21 protein-coding genes, 1 tRNA gene and 1 pseudogene are annotated in these 24,726 nt (G+C 70.4%); 4 read left to right on the forward strand and 19 right to left on the reverse strand.

The features are described 5' to 3' along the window. Positions 1 to 11: 11 nt before the first annotated feature. The 18 genes and pseudogenes from Q1K57_RS06330 to Q1K57_RS06415 form a co-directional block, all read right to left on the reverse strand. A complete protein-coding gene (locus Q1K57_RS06330; protein ID WP_300080077.1) occupies positions 12 to 929 on the reverse strand; it encodes a F0F1 ATP synthase subunit gamma in 918 nt (305 codons plus the stop codon). 97 nt (positions 930 to 1,026) lie between these two features. Then, positions 1,027 to 2,562: pseudogene (atpA, locus tag Q1K57_RS06335) on the reverse strand (F0F1 ATP synthase subunit alpha); the annotation flags it as partial. Positions 2,563 to 2,611: 49 nt separating this feature from the next. Continuing rightward, positions 2,612 to 3,406 (reverse strand): F0F1 ATP synthase subunit delta, encoded by a 795-nt coding sequence (locus Q1K57_RS06340; RefSeq protein WP_300080080.1) that lies wholly within the window; start codon positions 3,404 to 3,406, stop codon positions 2,612 to 2,614. Then, entirely contained in the window at positions 3,403 to 3,945 is a 543-nt protein-coding gene (locus tag Q1K57_RS06345; RefSeq protein ID WP_300080081.1) for a F0F1 ATP synthase subunit B, read from the reverse strand. The genes Q1K57_RS06340 and Q1K57_RS06345 overlap by 4 nt, the downstream gene beginning before the upstream one ends. Before the next feature lie 13 nt (positions 3,946 to 3,958). Next, positions 3,959 to 4,180: an ATP synthase F0 subunit C gene (locus tag Q1K57_RS06350; RefSeq protein ID WP_300080112.1), complete on the reverse strand. Its 222-nt coding sequence runs from the start codon at positions 4,178 to 4,180 to the stop codon at positions 3,959 to 3,961. A 60-nt stretch (positions 4,181 to 4,240) separates the two neighbouring features. Then, on the reverse strand, positions 4,241 to 5,056 hold the full coding sequence (atpB, locus tag Q1K57_RS06355; RefSeq protein WP_300080082.1) for a F0F1 ATP synthase subunit A: 816 nt from the start codon (positions 5,054 to 5,056) through the stop codon (positions 4,241 to 4,243). A gap of 189 nt (positions 5,057 to 5,245) precedes the next feature. After that, positions 5,246 to 5,701: a hypothetical protein gene (locus Q1K57_RS06360; RefSeq protein ID WP_300080083.1), complete on the reverse strand. Its 456-nt coding sequence runs from the start codon at positions 5,699 to 5,701 to the stop codon at positions 5,246 to 5,248. Then, on the reverse strand, positions 5,694 to 6,797 hold the full coding sequence (locus Q1K57_RS06365) for an MraY family glycosyltransferase (protein ID WP_300080084.1): 1,104 nt from the start codon (positions 6,795 to 6,797) through the stop codon (positions 5,694 to 5,696). Before Q1K57_RS06365 ends, Q1K57_RS06360 begins: the two co-directional genes overlap by 8 nt. Then, the gene (locus Q1K57_RS06370; protein WP_300080085.1) at positions 6,790 to 7,536 is read right to left on the reverse strand and encodes an L-threonylcarbamoyladenylate synthase; all 747 of its coding nucleotides are present in this window, start codon (positions 7,534 to 7,536) and stop codon (positions 6,790 to 6,792) included. Before Q1K57_RS06370 ends, Q1K57_RS06365 begins: the two co-directional genes overlap by 8 nt. After that, complete coding sequence (prmC, locus tag Q1K57_RS06375) at positions 7,533 to 8,378, reverse strand: peptide chain release factor N(5)-glutamine methyltransferase (protein ID WP_300080086.1); 846 nt, start codon at positions 8,376 to 8,378, stop codon at positions 7,533 to 7,535. The genes Q1K57_RS06370 and prmC overlap by 4 nt, the downstream gene beginning before the upstream one ends. Before the next feature lies 1 nt (position 8,379). Further along, positions 8,380 to 9,456, reverse strand: a complete 1,077-nt coding sequence (gene prfA / locus Q1K57_RS06380) for a peptide chain release factor 1 (RefSeq protein WP_300080087.1) — start codon at positions 9,454 to 9,456, stop codon at positions 8,380 to 8,382. A 71-nt stretch (positions 9,457 to 9,527) separates the two neighbouring features. Beyond that, complete coding sequence (gene rpmE / locus Q1K57_RS06385) at positions 9,528 to 9,737, reverse strand: 50S ribosomal protein L31 (RefSeq protein ID WP_300080089.1); 210 nt, start codon at positions 9,735 to 9,737, stop codon at positions 9,528 to 9,530. A 210-nt stretch (positions 9,738 to 9,947) separates the two neighbouring features. After that, on the reverse strand, positions 9,948 to 11,702 hold the full coding sequence (rho, locus tag Q1K57_RS06390; RefSeq protein WP_300080091.1) for a transcription termination factor Rho: 1,755 nt from the start codon (positions 11,700 to 11,702) through the stop codon (positions 9,948 to 9,950). Between the two features lie 132 nt (positions 11,703 to 11,834). Beyond that, positions 11,835 to 13,025, reverse strand: a complete 1,191-nt coding sequence (locus Q1K57_RS06395) for a glycosyltransferase 87 family protein (RefSeq protein WP_300080093.1) — start codon at positions 13,023 to 13,025, stop codon at positions 11,835 to 11,837. Next, complete coding sequence (gene thrH, locus Q1K57_RS06400; protein WP_300080094.1) at positions 13,015 to 13,623, reverse strand: bifunctional phosphoserine phosphatase/homoserine phosphotransferase ThrH; 609 nt, start codon at positions 13,621 to 13,623, stop codon at positions 13,015 to 13,017. The genes Q1K57_RS06395 and thrH overlap by 11 nt, the downstream gene beginning before the upstream one ends. A gap of 2 nt (positions 13,624 to 13,625) precedes the next feature. Beyond that, a complete protein-coding gene (locus tag Q1K57_RS06405; RefSeq protein WP_300080114.1) occupies positions 13,626 to 14,921 on the reverse strand; it encodes a homoserine dehydrogenase in 1,296 nt (431 codons plus the stop codon). Positions 14,922 to 14,946: 25 nt separating this feature from the next. Then, positions 14,947 to 16,356: a diaminopimelate decarboxylase gene (gene lysA / locus Q1K57_RS06410; protein WP_300080096.1), complete on the reverse strand. Its 1,410-nt coding sequence runs from the start codon at positions 16,354 to 16,356 to the stop codon at positions 14,947 to 14,949. Positions 16,357 to 16,868: 512 nt separating this feature from the next. Next, a tRNA-Arg gene (locus Q1K57_RS06415) sits at positions 16,869 to 16,940 on the reverse strand. Positions 16,941 to 17,090: 150 nt separating this feature from the next. Between Q1K57_RS06415 and Q1K57_RS06420 the strand changes: the two genes are divergently transcribed. Continuing rightward, the gene (locus Q1K57_RS06420) at positions 17,091 to 17,999 is read left to right on the forward strand and encodes a hypothetical protein (protein ID WP_300080098.1); all 909 of its coding nucleotides are present in this window, start codon (positions 17,091 to 17,093) and stop codon (positions 17,997 to 17,999) included. Between the two features lie 227 nt (positions 18,000 to 18,226). Here the strand turns inward: Q1K57_RS06420 and Q1K57_RS06425 are convergent, their stop codons facing one another. Next, a complete protein-coding gene (locus Q1K57_RS06425) occupies positions 18,227 to 19,198 on the reverse strand; it encodes a lytic murein transglycosylase (protein ID WP_300080100.1) in 972 nt (323 codons plus the stop codon). A 186-nt stretch (positions 19,199 to 19,384) separates the two neighbouring features. Between Q1K57_RS06425 and Q1K57_RS06430 the strand changes: the two genes are divergently transcribed. From Q1K57_RS06430 to galK, 3 genes are read left to right on the forward strand one after another with little or no spacing between them, the layout of a single operon-like run. Then, on the forward strand, positions 19,385 to 23,374 hold the full coding sequence (locus Q1K57_RS06430) for a multifunctional oxoglutarate decarboxylase/oxoglutarate dehydrogenase thiamine pyrophosphate-binding subunit/dihydrolipoyllysine-residue succinyltransferase subunit (RefSeq protein WP_300080102.1): 3,990 nt from the start codon (positions 19,385 to 19,387) through the stop codon (positions 23,372 to 23,374). A gap of 3 nt (positions 23,375 to 23,377) precedes the next feature. Then, the gene (locus Q1K57_RS06435) at positions 23,378 to 23,554 is read left to right on the forward strand and encodes a DUF6104 family protein (protein ID WP_300080104.1); all 177 of its coding nucleotides are present in this window, start codon (positions 23,378 to 23,380) and stop codon (positions 23,552 to 23,554) included. Next, positions 23,547 to 24,644: a galactokinase gene (galK, locus tag Q1K57_RS06440; RefSeq protein WP_300080106.1), complete on the forward strand. Its 1,098-nt coding sequence runs from the start codon at positions 23,547 to 23,549 to the stop codon at positions 24,642 to 24,644. Before Q1K57_RS06435 ends, galK begins: the two co-directional genes overlap by 8 nt. Positions 24,645 to 24,726: the final 82 nt, after the last annotated feature.

Here is a 24,726-nt window from a genome sequence, read left to right on the forward strand (position 1 = left end):
GTTTCCTCGTCCTAGCTCGACTCGGCCAGCGCGCTGGCGCCGCCGACGATCTCGGTGATTTCCTGGGTGATCTCGGCCTGGCGCGCCTGGTTGGCCTGGCGGGTCAGGGTCTCGATGAGTTGGTTGGCGTTGTCCGTGGCCGACTTCATGGCCCGCTGCTGACTTGCCAGCTGCGAGGCCGCAGACTGCAGCAGGTAGAACCAGATGCGGCTGCGGACGTACAGCGGCATGAGCGCGTCCAGCACCGTCTCGGCGTCGGGCTCGAACGAATACTGCGGGATGAACTCGTCATCGTCGTCGGGCACGTTCTGCACCTCGCCCGCCCGGACGACCTCGATCGGCAGCACCTTCCGGACGCGCGGCGTCTGGGTGAGCATCGACTCCATGCGGGTGTAGACGGCGTGGATCTCGTCGACGCCGCCCTCCTCGTACGGCTTGAGGAAGTCTTCCATCAGCCGGTCGGCGATCTCGTGTGCGTGGGCGTACGTGGGGGCGTCCGAGAATCCCTCCCACGTGGCCTGCATGGGCAGGTCGCGGAAGTTGTTGTACTGGATGATCTTGCGGCCCACCGAGTAGCGGTACACCTCGATGCCGTCCGCCTCCATGCGCTTACGCATCTGGGCGGCCGTCTTGATGACGTTCGAGCTGTAGGCGCCGTTCATGCCGCGGTCGGACGTGATCTGGAGCAGCGCGATGCGGCGCACCTTCTCGACCGGCTTGGTGAGCGGGTGGTCGATCTGGCCGTGGGTCTCGACCGCGGCCGCCGCGACGGCGCGGTTGAGTTCCCGGGTGTAGGGCAGCGCCGCCCGGGCCGCCTGCTGGGCGCGGATCACCTTCGACGCGGCGATGAGTTCCATCGCCTGCGTGATCTTCTTCGTCGAGGTGACCGACTGCCGCCGCTGGCGCAGTTCCCTGAGGCTGGATCCCATCGGCTCAGCCCCTGACCACGATCTGCTCGGACTCCATCGAATCGTCGGCGAGGCGACGGGCGTGGTGCTCGTCGTCGGCGGTGCCTTGCTGCTCGGAGCGGAACTGCTCCTTCACCACGTCGATCTCCTTGCTCACCGCGGCGGCCGTGTCGTCGTCCCACACGTTGGTCTCCGCCAGCGTCGACAGGATCGACGTGTTGCGGCGCAGATGTTCGAGCAGTTCCTGCTCGAAGCGGAGCACCTCGTCGACGGCGATGTCGTCGAACTTGCCGTTCGTGCCCGCCCACACACTGACCACCTGCTCCGCCACCGGGTAGGGCGAGTACTGCGGCTGGCGCAGCAGCTCGGTGAGGCGAGCGCCCCGCTCCAACTGGCGGCGAGACGCGGCGTCCAGGTCGGATGCGAACATCGCGAACGCCTGCATGTCGCGGTATTGGGCCAGGCTGAGCTTCAGCGTGCCCGCAACCGACTTCATCGACTTCACCTGCGCCGCGCCGCCGACGCGGGACACCGAGATCCCGACGTCGATGGCCGGCCGCTGGTTCGCGTTGAACAGGTCGGACTGCAGGAAGATCTGGCCGTCGGTGATCGAGATCACGTTGGTCGGGATGTAGGCCGAAACGTCGTTCGCCTTCGTCTCAATGATCGGCAGGCCGGTCATCGAACCGCCACCCAGCTCGTCGGAGAGCTTGGCGCAGCGCTCCAGCAGACGGGAGTGGAGGTAGAAGACGTCGCCGGGGTAGGCCTCGCGGCCCGGCGGGCGGCGCAGCAGCAGCGACATCGCGCGGTAGGCCTCGGCCTGCTTGGTGAGGTCGTCGAAGATGATGAGCACGTGCTTGCCCGCGTACATCCAGTGCTGGCCGATGGCCGAACCGGCGTAGGGGGCGATGTACTTGAAACCGGCGGGGTCGGACGCCGGGGCGTGCACGATCGTCGTGTACTCCATGGCTCCGGAATCCTCGAGGGTCTTCCGCAACGCCGCGATCGTCGACCCCTTCTGGCCGACCGCCACGTAGATGCACCGAACCTGCTTGGTCGGGTCGCCCGTCTCCCAGTTGGCCCGCTGGTTGATGATCGTGTCGACGGCGATGGCCGTCTTCCCGGTCTTGCGGTCGCCGATGATCAACTGACGCTGGCCGCGTCCGACCGGGATCATGGCGTCGATCGCTTTGATGCCGGTCTGCAGCGGCTCGCGGACCTCCTGGCGGTCCATGACGCCGGCAGCCTGGAGTTCGAGGACGCGGCGTCCCTCGTTCGGGATCTCGCCGAGGCCGTCGATCGGGTTGCCCATCGCGTCCACCGTGCGGCCGAGATAGCCGTCACCCACCGGAACGGACAGCACCTCGCCCGTGCGGCGCACCTGTGAACCCTCCTCGATCCCCTCGGAGTCACCGAGCACGACGACGCCGATCTCCCGCACGTCGAGGTTCAAGGCGATGCCCAGGGTGCCGTTGGCGAACTCCAGCAGCTCGTTGGCCATCGCGGAGGGCAGCCCCTCGACGCGGGCGATGCCGTCGCCCGACGTGGTGACGACGCCGATCTCCTCGCGCGTCGCGGCCTCGGGCGTGTAGTTCTCGACGAACCGGTCGAGCGCCGCGCGGATCTCGTCCGGTCGAATCGTCAGTTCCGCCATCGCAAATCGTCCTTCACTGCGTCGTTGTGGTGTGGAGTGTTCGTGGTTGTCAGGCCAGCCGGCGGCGGGCGTCGTGGAGGCGACCCGCCACGGTGCCCTCGATCACCTCGTCGCCGAGGGTGACCCGGACGCCGCCCAGCACGGCCGGGTCGACGACGACGCGGACCTTCACGTCGCGGCCGACCTGCCGGGAGAGCGCCGTCCGCAGGCGGGCCAACTGGTCGTCGGAAAGGGGTCGGGCCACCTCGACCGTCGCCACCGCCCTTGAGCGCAGGTCGGCGGCCGTCTTCAGGTAGTCCTCGAGCGTCAGCTCGAACGTGCGGCGCCGGGCGCCGACGGCACGCCGGGCCAACTGGTCAGTCACGGCGTCCACCTTGCCGGCGAGGAGTCCGCCGAGCAGGTCGGTGCGGGCCGCGAGGTCGGTGCGGCGATCGCCCAGCGTCGCACGCAGGTCGGGGCTCGCCGCCACGAGGCGCTCCACCTTGAAGAGCTGGTCCTCGACCTCGTCGAGCCTGCCGGTGTCCTGGGCTTGCGTGAGCAGCGCCCGCACCGCCTGCCGCTCGAGGGCGTCGACCAGCTCGGTGGGGTTGCTCCAGCGCAGCTTGGCGGCCTCGGCGAGCACCGCGACGGCATCCGCGCCCGTCCGGGAGTCGAACAGCGCGTGCACCAGGTCGGCACGCGCGTCGTCCGGCGTCCCCGGGTCGGTCAGCGCACGCCGCAGAGCCGGCTGGCCGGCGACGGCGTCCGCGACCTCGAACAGGTCACCGGCGAGCGCGGCAGTCGCCTGCCGGGCATCCAGGACGCCGTCGAGGGCCGACTGGCGGGCGGCGGAAGCGTTGCTCATGCCTGCTCCACCCCCGCCGGCTGTTCGAGCTCGGCGATGAACCGATCGACCGTGCGGCGGGCGCGCTCGTCGTCGTCGAGCGACTCGCCCACGATGCGACCGGCGAGCGTGGTGGCCAGGCCACCCACCTCGGCGCGCAACTGATGCACGGCGGCAGCGCGTTCGGCCTCGATCTGGGCCTTGGCGCTCGCGAGCATGCGGCTCGACTCGTCGGCGGCCTGCTGGCGCATGTCGGCGATGATGGCCGCGCCCTGCGCCTTCGCCTCTTCGCGAATGCGGGAGGCCTCCTCGCGCGCGGTCGCGAGCTGGGCCTTGTACTCCTCCAGCGCAGCCGATGCCTCGGCCTGCGCCGCCTCGGCCTTCTCGATGCCGCCGGTAATGGCGGCCGTCCGCTCGGCGTACGTCTTCTCGAACATCGGCACGACGACCTTCCAGACGACCAGGAAGACGACGCCGAAGAGGACGAGTCCGATGAAGAACTCCTCCGGGTGTTCGGGGAGCAGCGGGCCCAGCGGGGATTCTCCTGCGAGGGGCAGCATGGGAGCCCTCAGATCAGCCCAGCACGAAGGCGAGGGCGATGCCGATGATGGCGAGCGCCTCGACCACCGCGAAGCCGATCCACGCGGTGCCCATCATGGCGCCGCGGGCCTCGGGCTGGCGCGCCGTGCCGTTGATGACGCTGGCGAAGATCCAGGCCACGCCGAGAGCCGGGCCGAGCGTGGCGAGCGCGTAGCCGATCATGTTGATCGAGCCGTTGATGTTGATTTCCATCAGGGTGGAAAGCATGGGTCAGGATTCCTTTCGGACGGATTCTTCTGGGCGAAGTCTGGGTCTTTAGTGGTCCTCGGCGATCGCCGAAGCCACGTACTGGGCGGTCAGGACGGTGAAGATGTAGGCCTGGATCGCCCCGATCAGGAGCTCCAGGGCGAAGATGGCGAAGCTGAACACCAGCGACACGACACCGGCGGTCGTGAGCAGCGGCACGGCGAACCCGGCCAGGGGCTCCCGTGACGTGAGCAGGATCGTGCCGCCCACGACGAACACGACGATCACGAGGTGTCCGGCGAACAGATTGGCGAAGAGACGCAGGCCGAGGGTGAGCGGCCGGACGATGATGTTGGAGAGGAACTCCAGCGGGATGATCAGCCACCACAGGAACTTCGGCACGCCCGCCGGCAACGTGGTGTGTTTCAGGTAGCCGAAGAAGCCGTGCTTGCGGATGCCGGCACCGTTGTAGACCAGCCACGCGAGGACGGCCAGCGCCCACGCGTAGCCGATCTTCGACATCGTCGGGAACATGAACAGGAAGAACTGGCCGAACAGGTTGTTCACCCAGATGAACGAGAACAGGGCGACCAGGAACGGTAGGTACTTGCGGAACTCGGGGCCGATGATGTCGCGGGCGATGCCGTTGCGGATCAGGTCGTACAGCATCTCGCCGAGCGCCTGACGCTTGCCGGGCACGACGCTCTGCCGGCGAGCGACCCACAGCCAGAAGAGCAGCACGACGGCGACGCTGATGACGGCTTGGGCTGCGTGGTTGTTCACCCAGTCAGGCAGGACGCCCGGGAAGAGGGGACGCGAGTCGAAGCTGTGCTGGCCCGGCGGCCAACTGGCCTCTCCCGCCAACGGAAGGATCGAACCGCCCACCCTGCCTCCTTGCCCTCGTCGTCACGCTCGCGCTGTGGCTCGAGCGCCGATTCGTGGAGCGCCCTGCTCGCCTCCGGGAGCGACCGCACCACACGTCACCGGCCGTGGGCGCGCTGAACGCGCGCCGCTCCCTTCGTCGCTTCGGACTCTAGCAGCGCGCCGCCCGGCGAGTCACATCGAACGGCCGGTTCACCCCACGTCGTCGTCGGTGTCGTACACGGGGATGCGCAGGTGGGCGTGCACCCACGCCTCGGCGGCCAGCCAGCCGATCACGGTCGCGATCGTGGCGACCACGACGGCCACCTCGTCGACCCACGCGACGGCGTCCGCGTGGGTGAGCGCGAGACCGAGCAGGACGCCGAACACGCTCACCCGCACCAGGTAGCTCGCCATGGACGCCCCCAGCACGCGCTTGGGTGCCGCGTCGGCCACGGCGACCTGCACGGCCAGGCCGATCGTGTAGAAGACGAGGGTCGCCCCGGCCGCGATCACGGCCGACAGGCCACTGGCCGGCCCGCGCGCCAGCAGGAACCCCAGCACCGCGAGGGCTGCGGCTGCATGCCCGCCGATCAGCCCCCCGAGCAGCAGCCGCTGGGCGCGCCGGGTGGCGGCGCTGAGGCGGCGCGCAGCCCGGGGCTCAGCCATGGGCGACGGGGCGGCGTCCGGGCCGGAAGGTGAGGAGGGCGGCGAACGCCAGACCACCCGCCAGCAGCACATAGGACCACCACGTGTCGGTGAGCCCGATGATGACCACGCCGAACGCGATGACCGCCGACCACAGCCACAACAGCGACACCGCCGCGCGGTGGCTGTGGCCGAGCGTGAGCATCCGGTGGTGGAGATGCTGTTTGTCGGCCTGGAACCACAACCGGCCCGCGATCGTGCGGCGGATGTAGGCGCTCACCAGGTCGAGGAACGGCAGCGCCATCGCGGCGACGGGCAGGATCAGCGGCAGGTAGGCGCTGATGAGGGCGTTGCCGGTGGGGTCGATGCGCGAGGGGTCCAGTTGGCCGGTGAGGCTGATCATCGACGTCGCCAGCAGGAACCCGAGCAGCATCGACCCGGAGTCGCCCATGAACATGCGCGCCCGATGGACGTTGTGCGGCAGGAAGCCGACGCAGATCCCCACCAGGGCCACGGTGAGCAACGAACTCGTCGTGGCGCGGACGAGTTCTTGTTCGAAACTGAGCAGATAGGCGTACACGAAGAACGCCGCCGCACCGATGCCGACGACTCCGGCGGCGAGCCCGTCGAGCCCGTCCATGAAGTTGATCGCGTTGACGCAGAACAGGATGACGAACACCGCGACGGCGATGGAAGTGACGTCGTCGAGGGAGATGATGCGGTCGGGCAACGGGATCCAATAGATCTTGAGTCCGTTGAGCACCACGATGCCCGCCGCGAGCACTTGGCCCGCGAACTTCGCCAGGGCGCCGAGCTCGACCATGTCGTCGAGGACGCCCACGGTGCAGATGAGTGCGGACGCCCAGAAGACCGCCCACGCATCCCGCTGCACCAGTTCGAACCGCCCCAGCCATGGCAGGTTCGTGGCCACGATGAGCGCCGCGGTGGTGCCGGCGAGCATCGCCAGCCCGCCGAAGTAGGGCACGGGCTTGGTGTGCACGTCCCGGTCCCGGACCAGCGCCACCGCGTTGAAGCGCAACGCGAGGCGGCGCGCCAGGCTCGCCACCAGATAGGTCACACCGGCGGCGACGAGCAGGACGAGCAGGTACTCACGCACGGGGCGGCGTCTCCCCCGGTTCTGGGCCGGCGTCGGCCTCCGGCCCGGACGCCGCCGGCTCCGCCTCCAGCTCGGGCTGGGGCTGGGGCTTCGGATCGGGCTCCGGGAGGAGGCCCGGGACGACCGCGTTGAGCTGCTCGGTCGTGATGCGACCCTCACGCAGCACCCGCGCCTCCGCGGTGGTGAGGTCGACGATGGTGGACGCCACGGGGCCGGTTCCCGGACCAGCGTCGAGGTACACGGCGACCAAGTCGCCGAGCTGCGCGTAGGCCTCCTGGGCCGTGACCGCGGCGTCCTGCCCGTGCACGTTGGCGCTGCTCACGGCCAAGGGGCCGGTCCGGCGCAGGACATTGCGGGTGAAGTCGTGATCGGGCACGCGGACGGCGATGGTGGCGCCGCGGTCCCCCAGATCGAACGTGACCCACGCCGCCGAGCGCAGCACGAGCGTCAGCGCGCCGGGCCAGAACGCCTCGGCGAGCGCGTTCACCCGGTCGTCGACGCCGTCGGCCAGCGCGAGCACGGACGCCGCCTCCGCCACGAGCACGGGCGGCGGGAAGTCACGGCCGCGCTGCTTGGCGTCCAGCAGTTTCTGGACGGCGTCCGGGTTGTTCGCGTCCGCGCCGACGCCGTAGACGGTGTCGGTGGGCAGGACGATGACCTCGCCGGCCCGCACCGCGGCCACGGCGGCCCCGATCGCGCCGGCGGCGTCCGTCTCGCTGGAGAAGATGCGGTCGTTCACGGGGCCATCCTGCCAGCCCGGACGGCCGTCACGAATCGCGGCCTGCCGGTGAGGTCGAGGTGGTCGGACACCCGGGCATAGGAGCCGTGGGCGACGAACACCGCCGGCGCCGAGGCGACCTGCACCTCGGCGTGCTCGGCACACACGAAGCCGCCCGGCCGGAGCAGCCGCGCGGCCACGCGGGCGACGACGCGCAGCGCGTCCAGGCCGTCCTCTCCGGAGACGAGAGCCACCAGCGGGTCGTGGTCGCGGACGTCTGCGGGCACGTCGGCCCAGTGCGCGAGCGGCACGTAGGGCGGGTTGGCGATCACCAGATCGACGGTGCCGTCGAGCTCGCCCAACGCGTCGGCCATGTCGGCGTGCACGACCTGGACGCCCGTGCGGGCCAGGTTGCGCCGCAGGTAGGCGACCGCTTCGTCGCTGATCTCGACGGCGTGGGCGTCCAGCGGGCCGGCCTCGGCGTGCAGGGCCAGGCTGATCGCGCCGGAGCCCGCGCACAGTTCCACGACGCGCGCCGTCCGGCCGGCGGCAGCGAACTCCGCGAGGCGTTCGAGGGCCCAGCCGGTCATCACCTCGGTTTCGGGGCGGGGCACGAAGACGCCCGGGCCCACCTCCACGCGGACGGTCCGGAACCAGGCCTCGCCCGTCAGGTGCTGCACGGGCTCACCCGCCCGCCGGCGCGCGACCAGGGCGGCGACGGCGTCGGCCTGGGTGGGCGTCGGATCGGGGGCGAGCAGCAGACCCGTGGGGTCGGTGCCGAGGGCGTGCGCCACCAGCGTGCGCGCCTCCGCCGCCGACCCCAGCTCGGTGGCCGTCCGCGCCACGAGGGCCGACGTGCGCACCTCAGGCCTCCGCGGCGCCGAGGCGCTCGGCCAGATCGGCCGCGGCGAGGGCGTCCAGCACGGCCTGAAGGTCACCCGCGAGCACCTGGTCGAGGTTGTAGGCCTTATAGCCGACCCGGTGGTCGGCGATCCGGTTCTCGCCGAAGTTGTAGGTGCGGATCCGCTCGGAGCGGTCGACCGTGCGCACCTGCGAACGGCGGTTCGCGGACGCCTCGGCCGCCGCCTCCTCCTCGGCGAGCGCGGCGAGGCGGGCGCGGAGGATGCGCATCGCCGACGCCTTGTTCTGCAACTGGCTGCGCTCGTTCTGGCAGGTGACCACGACGCCGGTGGGCAGGTGGGTGATCCGGACCGCCGAGTCGGTCGTGTTCACGCCCTGGCCGCCCTTGCCGGAGCTGCGGTACACGTCGATGCGCAGGTCGTCGGGGTTGATTTCGACCTCGGCCTCATCCGCCACATCCGGCATCACGAGGACGCCGGCGGCGGAAGTGTGCACGCGGCCCTGCGTCTCGGTCACGGGCACGCGCTGGACCCGGTGGACGCCGCCCTCGAACTTGAGGACGCCGTACGGCATCGCGTCGGGCGCGGCGCTCGCGGGCGCCTTCACCGCCATGGTCAGGGACTTGAAGCCGCCGAGATCGGTCTCGACCTCGTCCAGGACCTCCACCTTCCAGCCGCGCGACTCGGCGTACCGGGCATACATGCGGAACAGGTCCCCTGCGAACAGCGCCGACTCCTCGCCACCCTCACCGGACTTGATCTCGAGGAGAGCATCGGCGGAGTCGTGCGGGTCCCGCGGCGCGAGCAGCGCGGCCAGCCGTTCCTCGACGGCCGCCCGCCGTGCGGCGAGGGCGTCCGCCTCGCCGGCGAAGGTCGCATCCTCGGCGGCCAGTTCGCGCGCGACGGCCAGATCGTCAGAGAGCTGGTCGTGCTCGCCCAGGGCCTTCACGATGGGCGTCAACTCGGAGTAGCGGCGGCCGACGCGGCGTGCCACGGCGATGTCCGCGTGCGTCGCGGGGTCGGCGAGCTGCGCCTCGAGGGCCGCGTACTCCTCACGCAGCCCGGCTGCTGCCTCGAACATGCTCCTCCTGTGGTGGATGACGAAGGCGCCGGGGGCGGGGAACTCCCCACCACCCGGCGCCTCGAAGCTCGTTACTTCTTGCTGCCGTAGCGCTTCTCGAAGCGGGCGACGCGGCCGCCCGTGTCGAGGATCTTCTGCTTGCCCGTGTAGAACGGGTGGCAAGCAGCGCACACCTCCGCGCGGATCGTCCCGCTCGTGGCGGTGCTGCGCGTCGTGAAGGTGTTGCCGCAGGTGCACGTGACCTGCGTCTCGACGTAGTTCGGGTGAATTCCCTGCTTCATGTGATCTCCTGGTGTCTCGCGCGAGCCGGGTCGCCTCAGCATGGCTGGACCCCGTCGGAGGGGCCGCGGCGTGAACCGGCACCGACTGTCCATTGTGCCGCAGCCGCCCCGGAATCCCAAACCCGGCCCGCAGCCGTGCGCGGCGTTGTGCCCGGCACGATGTCGCCCCTGATGGAGCCGCCGTCGGGCCGGACAACGCGTCGGCGAGGATCAGTCGTTGCTCGGCGTCGTGCGGCTGATGACGTGGAGGAACTCGAGGTTCGTCTGCGTCTTCTTGAGCCGGTTGATGAGCATCTCGAGGGCCGCCTGGTCCTCCAGGCCGCTCAGCACGCGGCGGAGCTTCCAGATGATCGCCAACTCCTCCCGGGTGAGCAGTTGCTCCTCGCGCCGGGTGCCGGACGCGACCGCGTCGATGGCCGGGAAGATGCGCTTGTCGGCCATCTCGCGGCGCAGACGCAGCTCCATGTTGCCGGTGCCCTTGAACTCCTCGAAGATCACCTCGTCCATCTTCGAGCCGGTCTCCACCAGCGCCGTGGCGAGGATAGTGAGAGAGCCGCCGTGCTCCACGTTGCGGGCCGCGCCGAAGAACCGCTTGGGCGGGTAGAGCGCCGCGGAGTCGACGCCGCCGGACAGGATGCGCCCGGACGCCGGCGCCGCCAGGTTGTAGGCGCGCGAGAGGCGGGTGATGCCGTCGAGGAGGATGACGACGTCCTTGCCCATCTCGACGAGGCGCTTGGCCCGCTCGATGGCCAGCTCGGCGACCGTGGTGTGGTCGTCGGCCGGACGGTCGAACGTGGAGGCGATGACCTCGCCCGCGACCGAGCGCTGGAAGTCGGTGACCTCCTCGGGGCGCTCGTCGACGAGGACCACCATGAGGTGCACCTCGGGATTGTTCTGCGCGATCGAGTTCGCGATGGACTGCATGACCATCGTCTTCCCGGCCTTCGGCGGGCTGACGATGAGGCCGCGCTGGCCCTTGCCGATGGGGGCGACGAGGTCGACGATGCGGCCCGTCATGTTGGTCGGCGTCGTCTCCAGCCGCAGGCGCTCCTGCGGGTAGAGGGGCGTCAGCTTGTTGAACTCGGCGCGGTCGCGGGCTTTGGCCGGGTCGTCGGCGTTGATCGTGTCGATGCGCACGAGCGGGCTGTACTTCTGGCGTTCCCCTTCACGCTGGGCCCGCATGGCGCCGGTGACGATGTCGCCCTTGCGCAGCCCGTTCTTGCGGACCATCGACAGCGACACGTACGCATCGTTCGGGCCCGGAAGGTAGCCGGAGGTGCGCACGAAGGCGTAGCTGTCCAGCACGTCGAGGATGCCGGACACCTCGACGAGCACGTCGCCCTCGGCGAGCGTCGGCTCGGATTCCATCTTCTCCAGGCCCGTGTTCCCGCCGCGGTTGCGGCGGTTGTTGCGATCCCGGTTACGACGCCGGCGGTTGCGACGGCCGCTGCCGCCCTCGTCGTTGCCGTAGTCGTCGGTGCGGTCCTGGGCCTGCTGCTGCGAGGGATCGTCGGCGCCGCCGGGGTTCCGCTCGCCGCGGTCGCGCGTGCGGCGTCCCCCCTGCTCGAGGGCCTCCAGCCGCGAGGCGACGTCGTCGCCGCCCTGGCCGCCCTGTTCCAGCCCGGACAAGCGCGCCGCCACCTCGTCGGAGGCGGAGCCGCCGGCCGCGGCGTCCGGCCGTGAGTCCGGGGCGCCTGCTTCGCGGCGGGCGCGGCGGCGCCCGTTCGCGTGGGCCGAGGCGGTCTCGGACGCCGCCGGTGCTGTCTGGTCCTGCTGATGCGCAGACTGCTCGCCGGGCGTGCGCCCGCGCGGCTCGCCGCCGCCGCCGCCGGCCGGCGCGCCACCCTGCGCAGCACGGATCGCGGCCTGCAGCTCCGCCTTCCGCATCTGCCCGGTGCCCTTGAGGCCGAGCGATGAGGCGACCTTCTTGAGGTCGGGCAGGAGCATCGAGTCGATGTTGGTCACAGATGTCCTTTCGGGCTCCGGCGCACGGCGCCGGGGCAGGTGGGAGAGCCACCGGGGGTAGTGAAGTTCAGATCTTCGGTCGCGACGTGGCGTTGCCGTCCCGATCTGCGGGGGTTGGCGCGAATGCGCTGGTCACGATGCTAGCACGGGGCGCCGCAGAGCGGTCGAATCGCCGCGTCGGGCGCGCCATGCGAGCAAGCCGCACGCCACGACGAAACAGAACCCGGCAACGATGCCGAGGTTGTCGAGCACGTGCTGCCAGGGGGCGTAGGTCAGTTCGACGCCGTCCCCACCGGGCAACACCTTGAACGGCGCGGCGGCCACCCAGATGCCGTAGAGGATGCCCGCGACGCGCAGCGACAGGTTGAGGCCGCGGTCGAGCACGAGCAGCGCCAGCAGGGGGACGACCCACACATAGTGGTGCGACCAGCTGATCGGGCTGGCCAGCAGGCTGGTGAGACCCGCGACCACGAGGGCGAGCCGCTCCTCGCCGGCCCGGTGAACGAGCACCGCCGAGGCGATGCCGACGAGCGCCACGACCGCGCTCGCGACCAGCCCGCCGCGGCTGAGTTCACCGAACAGCCGCGCCCACATCCCCATCACCGACTGGTTCGTGTAGAAGGTGATGCCCGAGTTGATGCCCGAGTCGCCGGACAACAGGCCACCCCAATAGCTGATGGATCCGGCCGGCATGACCGCCAGCGCGAGCAGCGTGGCGGCCACGAAGGTGACGAAGGCGACCAAGCCGGGCCGGCGGCGTCCGGCGAAGAACTGGTAGGCCGCGACGGTGGCGGGCGTCAACTTGACCGCGGTGGCGAGGCCGACGAGCGTGCCTTCCGGCAGCAGACGGCGGCGGAACAGGCGCTCGCCGGGCATGGAGTCGAGCACCGCGGCCGCCACGAGCAGGGCGCCCAACTGGCCGAAGCCGATCGTCTCGCGGACCGGCTCGGCGAGCAGGACCGCCGCCGTCGTGGCCGCCGAGAGCACCCAGCCGCGCAGGCCGAGCCGGTACAGGATCGCCTGGAGCAGCACGACGCAGAGGCCGATCCAGAACAGGCGCGCCACGAGCAGTGGGACGAGGGCCAGTGGCACGGTGAAGAACGCCGCGAACGGCGGGTAGATCCACGGCAGGCCCTCGGCGGCGTAGATGTCGGTGCCGGCCAGCAGGCCGGCACCCGTGCGGCGGTAGACGTCGAGGTCGATCATGTTGGGCCACCACGGCCACAGCGACGATCCGGGGATGGTGATGCCGGCCACGAACAGCCCCGCCACGAACGCGGGCAGGAACTGCAGCCAGAAGCCGCCCCACTGCTTAGCCGACACGGGACGCCGCCCGCTCGAACTCGGTGCGCAACGCGGAGTAGTCATGCGCCACCGGGAACTGCGGGAACTCCGCCGCCACGTTCGCCGGCGGGCTGAACAGGATGCCTGCCTCCGCCTGCGCCAACATGCCCGTGTCGTTGTAGGAATCGCCCGTCGCGACCACCTTGAGGTTGAGCGACTGCAGGGCGGCCACGGCCTTCGTCTTCTGGTCACGCTGGCGCAGGTGGTAGGCCACGAGGCGGTCTTCGGCGATCTCGAGGTCGTGGCAGAGCAGGGTCGGATGGCCGAGCTGAGCCATCAGCGGCATGCCGAACTGATAGAAGGTGTCGCTCAGGATCACTACCTGGAACCGCTCCCGCAGCCAGTCGAGGAACTCGGCCGCGCCGGGCAGCGGACCCATCGCGGCGATGACCGCCTGGATCTGGCTCAACCGGACGCCGTGGGCGTCCAGCGTACGCAGCCGATGGGTCATCAACTCGTCGTAGTCGGCGATGTCGCGCGTCGTCAGGCGCAGTTCCTCGATGCCGGTCGCCTCGGCGACGTTGATCCAGATCTCGGGCACCAGGACGCCCTCGAGATCGAGGCAGGCCACCAGCACGGTCAGTTCCCTTCCATGCGCAGCACCCGGATCGGTCCCGCCACGTCGTCGGACGCCTCCAGCCCGGCCACGACCGTGGCGATCGCGGCGACGGCCGCCAGGTGGGTCGTGATGCCGAGACGGGCTGTACCGCTGCCGCCGAACTGCTCCTGATGGACCGCCTGAATGGAGACGCCCCGGCTGGCGAGCGCGGTGGCGATGCGGGCGAGGACGCCCGGCTCGTCGCGAACCACGAGTGCCAGGTGGTGGCGGCTCAGCACGGCACCGGGATCGGTGATGCCCGGCGTGCTGTACGCCGACTCCCCCGGCCCCGCGACACCGCGCACCCGGTTCCGGGCCGCGGTCACCACGTCGCCGAGCACCGCGGACGCCGTCGGCGACCCACCCGCGCCCGGGCCCATGAACATGAGCTGGCCGGCATTGATCGACTCGACGAACACGGCGTTGAACGCCCCCCGCACCCCGGCGAGCGGGTGGCTCACCGGCACCAGGCTGGGGTGGACGCCGACGGCGATGGTCCCGTCGGGGCTGACGCGACAGTCGGCGAGGAGCTTCATGACGCAGCCGAGCTGCTCGGCGGCGGCGATGTCGTCGCTCGTGACGGACGAGATGCCCTCGCGGTCGACATCGTCGAGGCCGACGCGGGTGTGGAACGCCAGCGACGCCAGGATCGCCGCCTTCGCGGCTGCGTCGTGGCCTTCCACGTCGGCGGTCGGGTCCGCCTCGGCGAAGCCCAACTGCTGGGCCTCGGCGAGGGCGTCGCCGTAGTCGGCACCTGTGGTGTGCATCTGGTCGAGGATGTAGTTCGTCGTGCCGTTGACGATCCCCTTCACGGCAGTCACCGCGTCACCGACGAGCGACTCGCGCAGCGGCCTGATGATCGGGATCGCCCCCGCCACCGCCGCCTCGTAGTAGATGTCGACGCCGGCGTCCTCGGCGGCCTCGAAGAGCTGGCCGCCGTGCTGCGCGAGCAGAGCCTTGTTGGCCGTCACCACGCTCTTGCCGGCGGCGACGGCGTCCATGAGCAGCTCGAGCGTGGGATGGAGCCCACCCATGAGTTCGACGACGAGATCGACGTCGGGCCGCGCGACGAGCGCGGCGGCGTCCGTGGTGAAGAGAGCGGGATCGATGCCGGGGCGGTCGCGGCGCGTGCGCGTCGCGATGCCGACAAGCTCAAGCGGGCGGCCGACGCGCGCGCGGAGATCGTCGGCCTGCTCGACCAGGATGCGGGCCACCTGCGACCCGACGGTGCCGCAGCCGAGCATCGCCACCCGCACAGGGGCATCCGGTTTGGTCATCATGACGGTTGGCTCCTTCGTGGCATCAGGCCTGCAGGCCGGCGTCCAGCCCGAGCAGGTCGTCCAGCGTTTCGCGGCGGACGAGCGGGGTGATCTTACCGTCCCGGACCGCCACCACGCCCGGTCGCGGCGTGTGGTTGTAGTTGGAGGCCATCGACCGGCTGTACGCGCCGGACGCCGGCACGGCCAGCAGGTCGCCGGGCGCGATGTCGCCCGGGAGGAAGACGTTGCGGACGAGGATGTCCCCGCCCTCGCAGTGCAGCCCCACGACCCGGGACAGGACGGGGGTCGCGCCCGATGTGCGACTCGCGAGGACCGCCGAGTACTCGGCGGCGTACAGGGCCGGGCGGATGTTGTCGCTCATCCCGCCGTCGACCGAGATGTAGCGGCGGGTGTTGCCGCCGCCGATCTCGACGTCCTTGGTGGTCCCGACCGTGTAGAGCGCTGTGCCGGCGGGGCCGCTGATCGTGCGGCCCGGCTCGATGGACAGCTTCGGGCGCTCGAGTCCGTAGCCGCGGCACTCGTGGTCGACGATGTCAGTGAGGCTGGCGGCGAGGTCGTGGACGGTCGCCGGGGTGTCGTCGATCGTGTAGGCGATGCCGAAGCCGCCGCCCAGGTCGAGCTCGTCCAGCGTGACGCCGGTGGCCTCCTTGAACTGGCTCATGAGGCGCAGCGTCCGGCGGGCCGCCACCTCGAAGCCGTTGGTGTCGAAGATCTGCGAGCCGATGTGCGAATGGATGCCCTTGAGGTCGATGCGCGGGCTGTGGAAGCAGCGGACGAGGGCGACGAGCGCCTGGCCGCCGGCGATGGAGAAGCCGAACTTCTGGTCCTCGTGGGCGGTGGCGATGTACTCGTGCGTGTGCGCCTCGACGCCCGTCGTGACGCGGATGAGCACCTGGGCACGCGTGTCGAGCTCTGCGGTGAGCTGCTCGAGGCGTCCGATCTCGTGGGCCGAGTCGACGATGATGCGCCCGACGCCCGCCGTGAGGGCGAGGCGGAGGAGGTCAACCGACTTGTTGTTGCCGTGCAGGCCGATGCGCTCGGGCGGGAAGCCGGCGCGCAGCGCGACCGTGAGCTCGCCCAGGCTGCTCACGTCGAGATTGAGGCCCTCCTGCTCGATCCAGCGGGCCACCGTGGTGCACAGGAACGACTTGCCCGCGTAGTAGACGCCCCAGCCCTCGAACGCCTTGGCCCACGTGAGCGCGCGCCCACGGAAGTCGAGTTCGTCGACCACGTAAACGGGGGACCCGGCCTGCTCGACGATCTCGGCGGCCGTCAGCCCGCCGATGCGCAACTGCCCGTCGTCCACGCGGGCCGCGGTCTGGCTCCACAGGCCGTCGACGAGCGCGTTGGCGTCCGTGGGCTTGACAAGCCACACCGGAGCGGCGGACGTGGCGTCCGCGTGGATCGTGCCGGCGACGTGCATGTGGGACATGGCCGCCACTGTGCCAGACACCGCGCCGCCTCCCCGCACGCCGCCACCCGCCGGACGCCCCCGCTCCCGTCGCCGCACGCTCCACCTGAGCACAGACGCTCCCCTTGGCCACCAACGCTCCCCGTCCGACGGGGAGCGCTCCTCTTGGGTGCACACGCTCCCTTTGCAAAGGTGGGCGAGTGCGCTTTAACGGGAGCGCTCCCCTTGGCCACCAACGCTCCTCTCGGCCACAAACGCTCCCCTTGGAGACAGACGCTCCCCGTACGACGGGGAGCGCTCCTCTTGGGTGCACACGCTCCCTTTGCAAAGGTGGGCGAGTGCGCTTTACGGGAGCGCTCCCCTTGGCCACCCACGCTCCCCTTGGCCACCGACGCTCCCTGTGTGTACACACGCTTCCCGTGGGTGCGACGCAGTGGGCAGGTGGGGGTCAGGCCGCAGGCAACGACGCACCCGAGGGAACGCGCGACCCCGAACAGCAAGAAACCCCCTCTGACGAGGAGGTTCAACGACGGCGCCCCCAGCAGGATTCGAACCTGCGCTCCCGCCTCCGGAGGGCGGTGCTCTATCCCCTGAGCTATGGGGGCCGTGGCCCGGCGAGCGGGCCGCAGGACAATCTACCACCTCCGCCTACACCCTCCGCACAGGCTCTCCTCTCACGCCCCGAGGCCGATCGTTGTCCACAGGCGGAGCAAGTCATTCGGCCAGAACCCCGAAATTCGTGCTGAGGTGAGCCCATGACCCACCTCCAGACCACCAAGCAATGGAAGACGCTGGGCCTCACGACCCGGCAGATCGGGAACGCCCGGCGCTCCGGCGAGCGGGTGAAGGTGCGCCGCGGCGTCGACCGTGACCCGGGCGAGCTCAGCGAGGCCGACCGGCATCGGGCGCTCATCCGCGCCACCCTGCCCCTCCTCCACCCCGACTCGGTCGTCAGCCACGCCTCCGCCGCCCTCCTCCACGGGCTGCCGGTGCGCCACGGGGACGCCGAACGGGTCCAGATCACCCGGCTCGGACCGGCCCACGGACGCCGCCGGCGTCTGGTGGCGCTCCACGCGGCTCCCCTGGCCAAGGACGAGGTGACGCTCATCGACGGCATCCCAGTCACGTCCCTCGCACGCACCGTGGCCGACCTCGCCCGGACGGCTTCCTTCGAGTGGGCGGTGATCGCCGCCGACGCGGCCCTCCACGCCGGCCTCGACCCCCAGACCCTCGCCGAACAGCTCGAGCGTCACCCGAGGCGGCGGGGCCTCACGAAGGGGCGCGCCGTCCTCGCCTTCGCCGATGCCCGCTCCGAGTCGCCCTGCGAGTCGCTCAGCCGGGTGCAGTTCGCCCGTATGGACCTGCCCATGCCCACGCTCCAGCACACCATCCGCGCCGGCAACCGCATCCTCGCCCGCTGCGACTTCTGGTGGGAGGAGTTCCATCTCGCCGGCGAGGCCGACGGCAAGATCAAGTACGCCGCCCCCGACCGCCCCGGCGAGACCGCGGCCGACGTCATCATGCGGGAGAAGGCGAGGGAGGAGCAGTTGCTCGACCACGATGTCCACCTCGTCCGCTGGGGCTGGGACGTGGCGATGAACCGACCGGCACTCGAGAAGCGGGTGCGCGCCGCCCTGCGTCGCACCCGGAGAGCGGCAGCCTGAGGTCGCGACTCACCGGGCCACGGCAGTGCGCACGCCGAGGACCACGAGCACGCAGCCGCCGACCTGCTCGACCCGCCGCTGCCAGGCATGCGGGTCGACACGGCGCAGAACTCCGCCAACCCGTACGCCGGCCCTCGCCCCGCCCGGTCCTCGGCGAGGCCGAAACCGAGCAGCGCCAGGAGGGAGACCACGAGCGGTCCTCCTTTCGCGGTCAGGCTCGTCTTGGTTCAGCCCAGCGAAGCCCGGGCGAAGCGGTTGGCGTTGGCGGCGATGTCGTTCACGTAGACGTCGGACCGGTTGTACGCGATGATCGCGGCGCGCCAACTCTCGGCGGTGTCGAGGTTGGAGGCGCTGCACAGGTAGCGTGCGGTGGACAGAGCCGCGTCGTCGATGTTCTGCGGATCGGCGACGCCGTCGCCGTTGGCGTCCGACCCCCAACGCGCCCACGTGCCCGGAATGAACTGCATCGGGCCCACCGCCCGGTCCCAGACGGGATCGCCGTCGAAGCGCCCGCCGTCCGAATCCGGAATACGGGCGACTCCGTTCCCGTCGAGTGCCACGCCCACGATGGCTGGCCGGACCACGCCGTCGTCGCCGAGCGTCGCGCCGCCGTAGCTGCCGTGCCGCGACTCCACGTAGCCGATCGCCGCGAGGGTGTTCCACGCGATCGCGCACTGCGGGCGCTCGATCTCGAGGGCCAACTGGGCCGCACCGTAGGCGTCCAGCGCCCGCGCCGGGATGCCGGTCTTCTGGGCCGTCTGCACCAGCCACCCCTCATCCACGAGCACCACCGGCCCCTGGAGGGTGCCGGTGCTCGCGCTCGGTTCGCCGCTCGCCCCCGGCGTCGCCGTGGCACCGCCGGACGCCCCCGGCGCCGGCCCTGCCGACGCCTCGACGCTCACCGACGTCGTTGGTTCCGGCGTCCCCGTGGGTGCGGAGGGCTGGGCCGTCGGGCGGACGCTTGCGCGCGGACCCGCCGCGGTCGGCCGGGTGGACGCCGCCGGGATCGGCCCGGGGTTCTCGGGGGCGAGGAACGGCGTGGCGCTGCTCGTGGGACCGAGCGGCGACTGGACGACGATGAACGACGCCACGAGGCCCAGGAGCAAGACGAGGAACACCACCACGAGCCACCGCTGGCCGGTGGATGCCGGCTGGGGGTCGGGGGGTGGCAGAACGTGCGATCCGCCCGGTGTGACCACGCCCCCACGCTACCTCCTCGCGGGCGGCGCGCCGGAGGCGTCCGGGGCCGCTCGAGGGCACCCCCGACACGCGCCGCGCACCGCCCCCACCGATTGTCGCCGCCCACACCCCTCTGGCTAAGCTGTCCAGAGCAGAGCGAACGCGTGGGAAGCGAGCTTCCCCAAGCGAGACGGAAGAAGGCGAAGGTGGCGACGGCGCCCGAGAATCCAACCAACGACCTGCCTGACTTCGGGGCCAACGACTGGCTCATCGAAGAGATGCACGCCCAGTACGCCAACGATCCCGATTCGGTCGACGAGTCGTGGCGTCGCTTCTTCGAGTCCCGCGCGGAGGCCTTCCCCCGCCCCGGTGCGGCGGACGCCTCGGGCGGTGGTGACGACGCGGCACCCGTCCCTGCCGATCCGGAGCCCGCCCCGGCTGCCGATCGGCCCCCCGAACGCGCCAAGGCGACGAACGAGCCGTCCGAGGCGAGCGCGGAGCAGGTGGTCGAGGAGCCCACGGCCGAGAAGACCCCGCCCGAGCTCGCGGTCGCCACGCAAGCGGCCGCAGCGTCGGCGTCCGAGACACGGGCGCGGCGCGACTCCGCCGCCAGCCCGGCGCGCCAAGGCCCGAAACCGGCACGCCCGGCGGCGGACGCCCCTCTCCAGATCACCCCGACGACGCTGCCGTCGACTCCGGCGCCGCCGCCAACGGCGCCCATGCCCTCGCCGCGCGCCGAGTCCCCGTCCGGCCCCCGGAACCCCGGTTCGGGTGGCCGCCTGTCGGCGAACCGGCCCAAGGGCGACAGCCCGGTGGGCGAGAACAGCGAGCCTACCCGGACGGTCCTCAAGGGGGCCGCCATGCGCACCGCGCGCAACATGGAGATCTCCCTGGGCGTGCCGACGGCGACGAGTGTGCGGAACATCCCGATGAAGCTCGTCATCGATCAGCGCGACATCATCAACAAGCACCTTGCCCGCACGACAGGCGGCAAGATCTCGTTCACCCACATCATCGGCTACGCGATGGTCAAGGCCCTCGCGATGGTGCCGGAGATGAACAACGCCTACGACGAGGTGGACGGCAAACCGATCCTCATCACCAACAACCAGGTGAACCTCGGCCTGGCCATCGACCTGCGCAAGCCGGACGGGACCCGCCAACTCCTCGTGCCGAACATCAAGGGCGCCGACCGGATGAAGTTCCGCGAGTTCTGGCGCGCCTACGAGACCCTCGTCCGCAAGGCCCGCAACAACGAACTGACGGTCGACGACTTCGCCGGCACGACGGCGTCCCTCACGAACCCGGGCGGCATCGGCACCAGTCACTCGGTGCCGCGGCTCATGAAGGGCCAGGGCGTCATCCTCGGCGTCGGCTCGATCGACTACCCACCCGAGTTCCAGGCGGCGTCCGACCAGCGGATCCTCGAACTGGGCGTGAGCAAGATCACGACGCTCACCTCCACCTACGACCATCGGGTCATCCAGGGCGCGACGTCGGGCGAGTTCCTCAAGGTGATGCACGAACTGCTCGTCGGGCAGCACGACTTCTACGACGATCTCTACCTGTCGCTGCGCGTGCCGTATGTGCCGCTCCGCTGGACATCGGACGATTCCGCCCACCGGCCCTACGAAGTCAGCAAGGGTGCGCGCGTCTTGCAGTTGATCAACGCGTACCGCACGTGGGGCCATCTGATGGCCGACATCGACCCGCTCGAATACCAGCAGCGCAGCCACCCCGAACTCGAACTCGAGGCGCACGGCCTGAGCATCTGGGACCTCGACCGCGACTTCCCGGTCGGCGTGTTCGGCGGCCACTCCAAGGAGACGATGACGCTCCGCGAGGTGCTGTACCAGTTGCGCGGCAGCTACTGCGGCCACGTGGGTTTGGAATACATGCATGTTCCAGAGACGGAGAAGCGGCGCTGGCTCGAGGGCTTCTTCGAGACACCGCTCCCGCGCTGGGACCGCGAAGAACACCTGCGCATCCTCGACAAGCTCAACGAGTCGGAGATCTTCGAGACCTTCCTCCAGACCAAGTTCGTCGGCCAGAAGCGGTTCAGCCTCGAAGGTGCGGAATCGACCATCGTGCTGCTCGACGAGGTGTGCGACATGGCCGCCAACGCCGGCCTCGACGAGGTGGCCATCGGCATGCCCCACCGCGGACGCCTCAACGTGCTGGCCAACATCGTCGGGAAGAGCTACGGGCAGATCTTCCGCGAGTTCGAGGGGCGCGTCGACGTGACCCAGACGATGGGAACCGGCGATGTGAAGTACCACCTGGGCGCAGAAGGCGAGTTCAGCTCGCTGACCGGCAAGACCATCAAGACATCCGTCGCGGCCAATCCGAGCCACCTCGAGGCCGTCAACCCGGTCGTCGAAGGTATCGCGCGCGCCAAGATGGACGCGTCTGGCGAACCCGAGCGGTTCGGCGTCCTGCCGGTCCTGCTCCACGGGGACGCCTCGTTCGCCGGCCAGGGTGTCGTCTACGAGACGCTGCAGATGAGCCAACTGCGCGGCTACGGCACCGGCGGCACCATCCACATCGTCGTGAACAACCAGGTGGGGTTCACCACCGCGCCGAGCGAGTCGCGGACGTCGATCTACGCCACCGATGTGGCCAAGACCATCGGCGTCCCGATCTTCCACGTGAACGGCGACGACCCCGAAGCGGTCGCCCGGATCGGACGCCTCGCCTTCGAGTACCGCGAACGGTTCCACACCGATGTCGTCATCGACCTCGTCGCCTACCGGCGCCGCGGCCACAACGAGGGGGACGACCCCAGCTTCACGCAACCCAACATGTACGACCTCATCGAGCAGAAGCGGAGCGTCCGCAAGCTCTACACCGAGGCGCTCATCGGCCGAGGCGACATTTCGACGGAAGACGCCGAGGAGGTCATGGCGAAGTTCCGGGCGCGGCTGGAGTCGGTGTTCACCGAGGCCCGGCAGGCCGCCGACGACGACGAGGAGTACCGCCGCGTCCCGTTCTACCCCGTCAAGCTGGGCAAGGAACAAGGGACGGCGATCAGCCGTGAGGTGATGGAACGCGTCGCCCAGGCCTACGTGACGTTCCCGGAAGGCTTCACCGTGCACCCCAAGGTGCTGCCCCAGATGGAGCGGCGCGCCAAGGCGATCCTCGAAGGCCCGATCGACTGGGCGACCGGTGAGTTGCTCGCGTTCGGCTCCCTCCTGATCGAGGGCCGGACGGTGCGTCTCACCGGCCAGGACAGCCGGCGCGGCACGTTCTCCCAACGGTTCGCCGCCGTCATCGACCGGCGCACGAACGAGGAGTACATCCCACTCAAGTACCTCTCGACCGACCAGGGTCAGTTCCACGTGTTCGACTCGCTGCTCAGCGAATACGCAGTCATGGGCTTCGAGTACGGCTACTCCATCGCCTCACCGCAAGCGCTCGTGCTGTGGGAGGCCCAGTTCGGCGACTTCGCCAACGGCGCCCAGACCATCGCCGACGAGTTCATCAGTTCGGCGGCAGCCAAGTGGACGCAGAAGTCGGGCGTCGTCCTCCTGCTCCCCCACGGCTACGAGGGTCAGGGGCCCGATCACAGCTCGGCACGCATCGAGCGGTGGCTGCAACTGTGCAGCGAAGGGGCACTGGCCGTGTGCCAGCCCTCGACCCCGGCGTCGTACTTCCACTTGCTGCGCACCCACACCTACGTGAACTGGCACCGGCCCCTCGTCATCATGACTCCCAAGTCGATGCTGCGGAACAAGCTCGCCACATCGAGCCCCGAGGAGTTCACGGGGAGTTCGTGGCAGCCCGCCATGCCCGACCCGTCGATCACGGACGCCGCCGGCGTCCGGACGGTCCTGCTCTGCTCGGGCAAGATCCGCTGGGACCTCGTCGCCGAGCGGGAGCAACGCGGACTGGAGGGCCAGGTGGCGCTCGTCCCGCTCGAACGGCTGTACCCCCTGCCCACCGACGCGCTGGCGTCCGTGCTGGGCGGGCTGGGCCACGTGGACGACGTGCGGTGGGTTCAGGACGAGCCGATCAATCAGGGCGCCTGGCCATTCCTGGCGCTCCACCTGCCCGAGGCGCTCGGCAGAGCGCTGGGCCGCGACTTCCACTGGCGTCCGATCGCACGCCCCGAGGCGTCCTCGCCGGCCGTCGGCCTCACCGGCGTGCACGCCGACCAGGCGAAGTCGCTCATGGACGCCGCGTTCGGGGGGCTGTGAGCCATGTACTTCACCGATCGGGGCATCGAGGAGCTCGAGAAGCGGCGCGGAGACGAGACGGTCACACTCGGCTGGCTGGGCGAGGAGTTGCGCACGTTCGTCGACCTCCACCCCGAGTTCGAGGACGCCGTCGAGCGGCTCGCCACGTGGCTGGCCCGCGGAGAGGATGACGATGACTGAACATGCACGCGGGGTGTCCCCCGGCCGGGTCAACCTGATCGGCGAACACACCGACTACAACGACGGCTACGTCCTGCCCATCGCCCTGGGGTGGCGGGCGCAGGTGGACGCCACCGGCCGCGACGACGATGCGGTGACGGTGTCGTCGGCGCAGTTGGGCGACAGCGTCCACATCAGCGATCTCACACCGGTCGCCCACCAATGGTGGGGCTACGTCGCCGGCGTGGTGTGGGCGCTGCGGCAGCGAGGCCACGCCGTGGGTGGCGTCGACATGGCGCTCGACAGCCACGTGCCCCTGGGAGGCGGCCTGTCGAGCTCGGCGGCCATCGAGGCAGCCACGGTTCTCGCGGTGGATGCCCTGTTCGGGCTCGGGCTCTCCCCCGCCGACATGGCGGAGGTCGCCCAAGCTGCCGAGAACGACTTCCTCGGCATCCCCACTGGCCCCATGGACCAGCGGGCCAGCCTGTGGTGCACCGAGGGCAACGCGCTCCTGATCGACTGCCGCACGCTGGAGCCGCGCCAGGTGCCGTTCGCGCTGCCGGCCGACCTCACGCTCGCCCTGGTCGACACCCACAGCCCGCACGTGCTCGCCGACGGTGCCTACGCGCAGCGGCGGGCATCCTGCCACCGGGCGGCCGATCTCCTCGGCGTCGCCGCGTTGCGGGACGTCACCGACCTCGATGCCGCCCTCGAGAAGCTGGGCGACGACGACATCCTCGTGCGACGCACGCGACACGTGGTGACCGAGAACGACCGTGTGCTGGATGCCGTCGCCGCGCTGGAGGCCGAGAACTGGAATCGGTTCGGCGAGCTGATGAACGCCTCCCACAACTCCATGCGGGACGACTACGAGATCACCGTGCCCACCGTCGACCAGGCGGTGACGTCGGCGCTGGCGTCCGGAGCTCTCGGGTCACGCATGACCGGCGGTGGCTTCGGCGGCACCGTGCTGGCGCTGCTGCCCACCGTCGCTCTCGAGGACTTCACCGCCCGCCTTCAGGACGACTATGCCGCCCGCGGCTTCGACGCGCCGACGGTGACCACCACCACGGCCTGTCCCGGCGGCATCGAACTCCGCGACCGCGCCTGAACGGTCCCGCTCTGGGGACCCGGTGCTCTCCCTGCGCCGCCTCGGTGACGGTTGGGCCCTGTGTGCCGGTTGGGGCCCACGA

The sequence above is a fragment of the Propioniciclava sp. genome (genome assembly GCF_029977985.1).
GTDB lineage: Bacteria > Actinomycetota > Actinomycetes > Propionibacteriales > Propionibacteriaceae > Propioniciclava.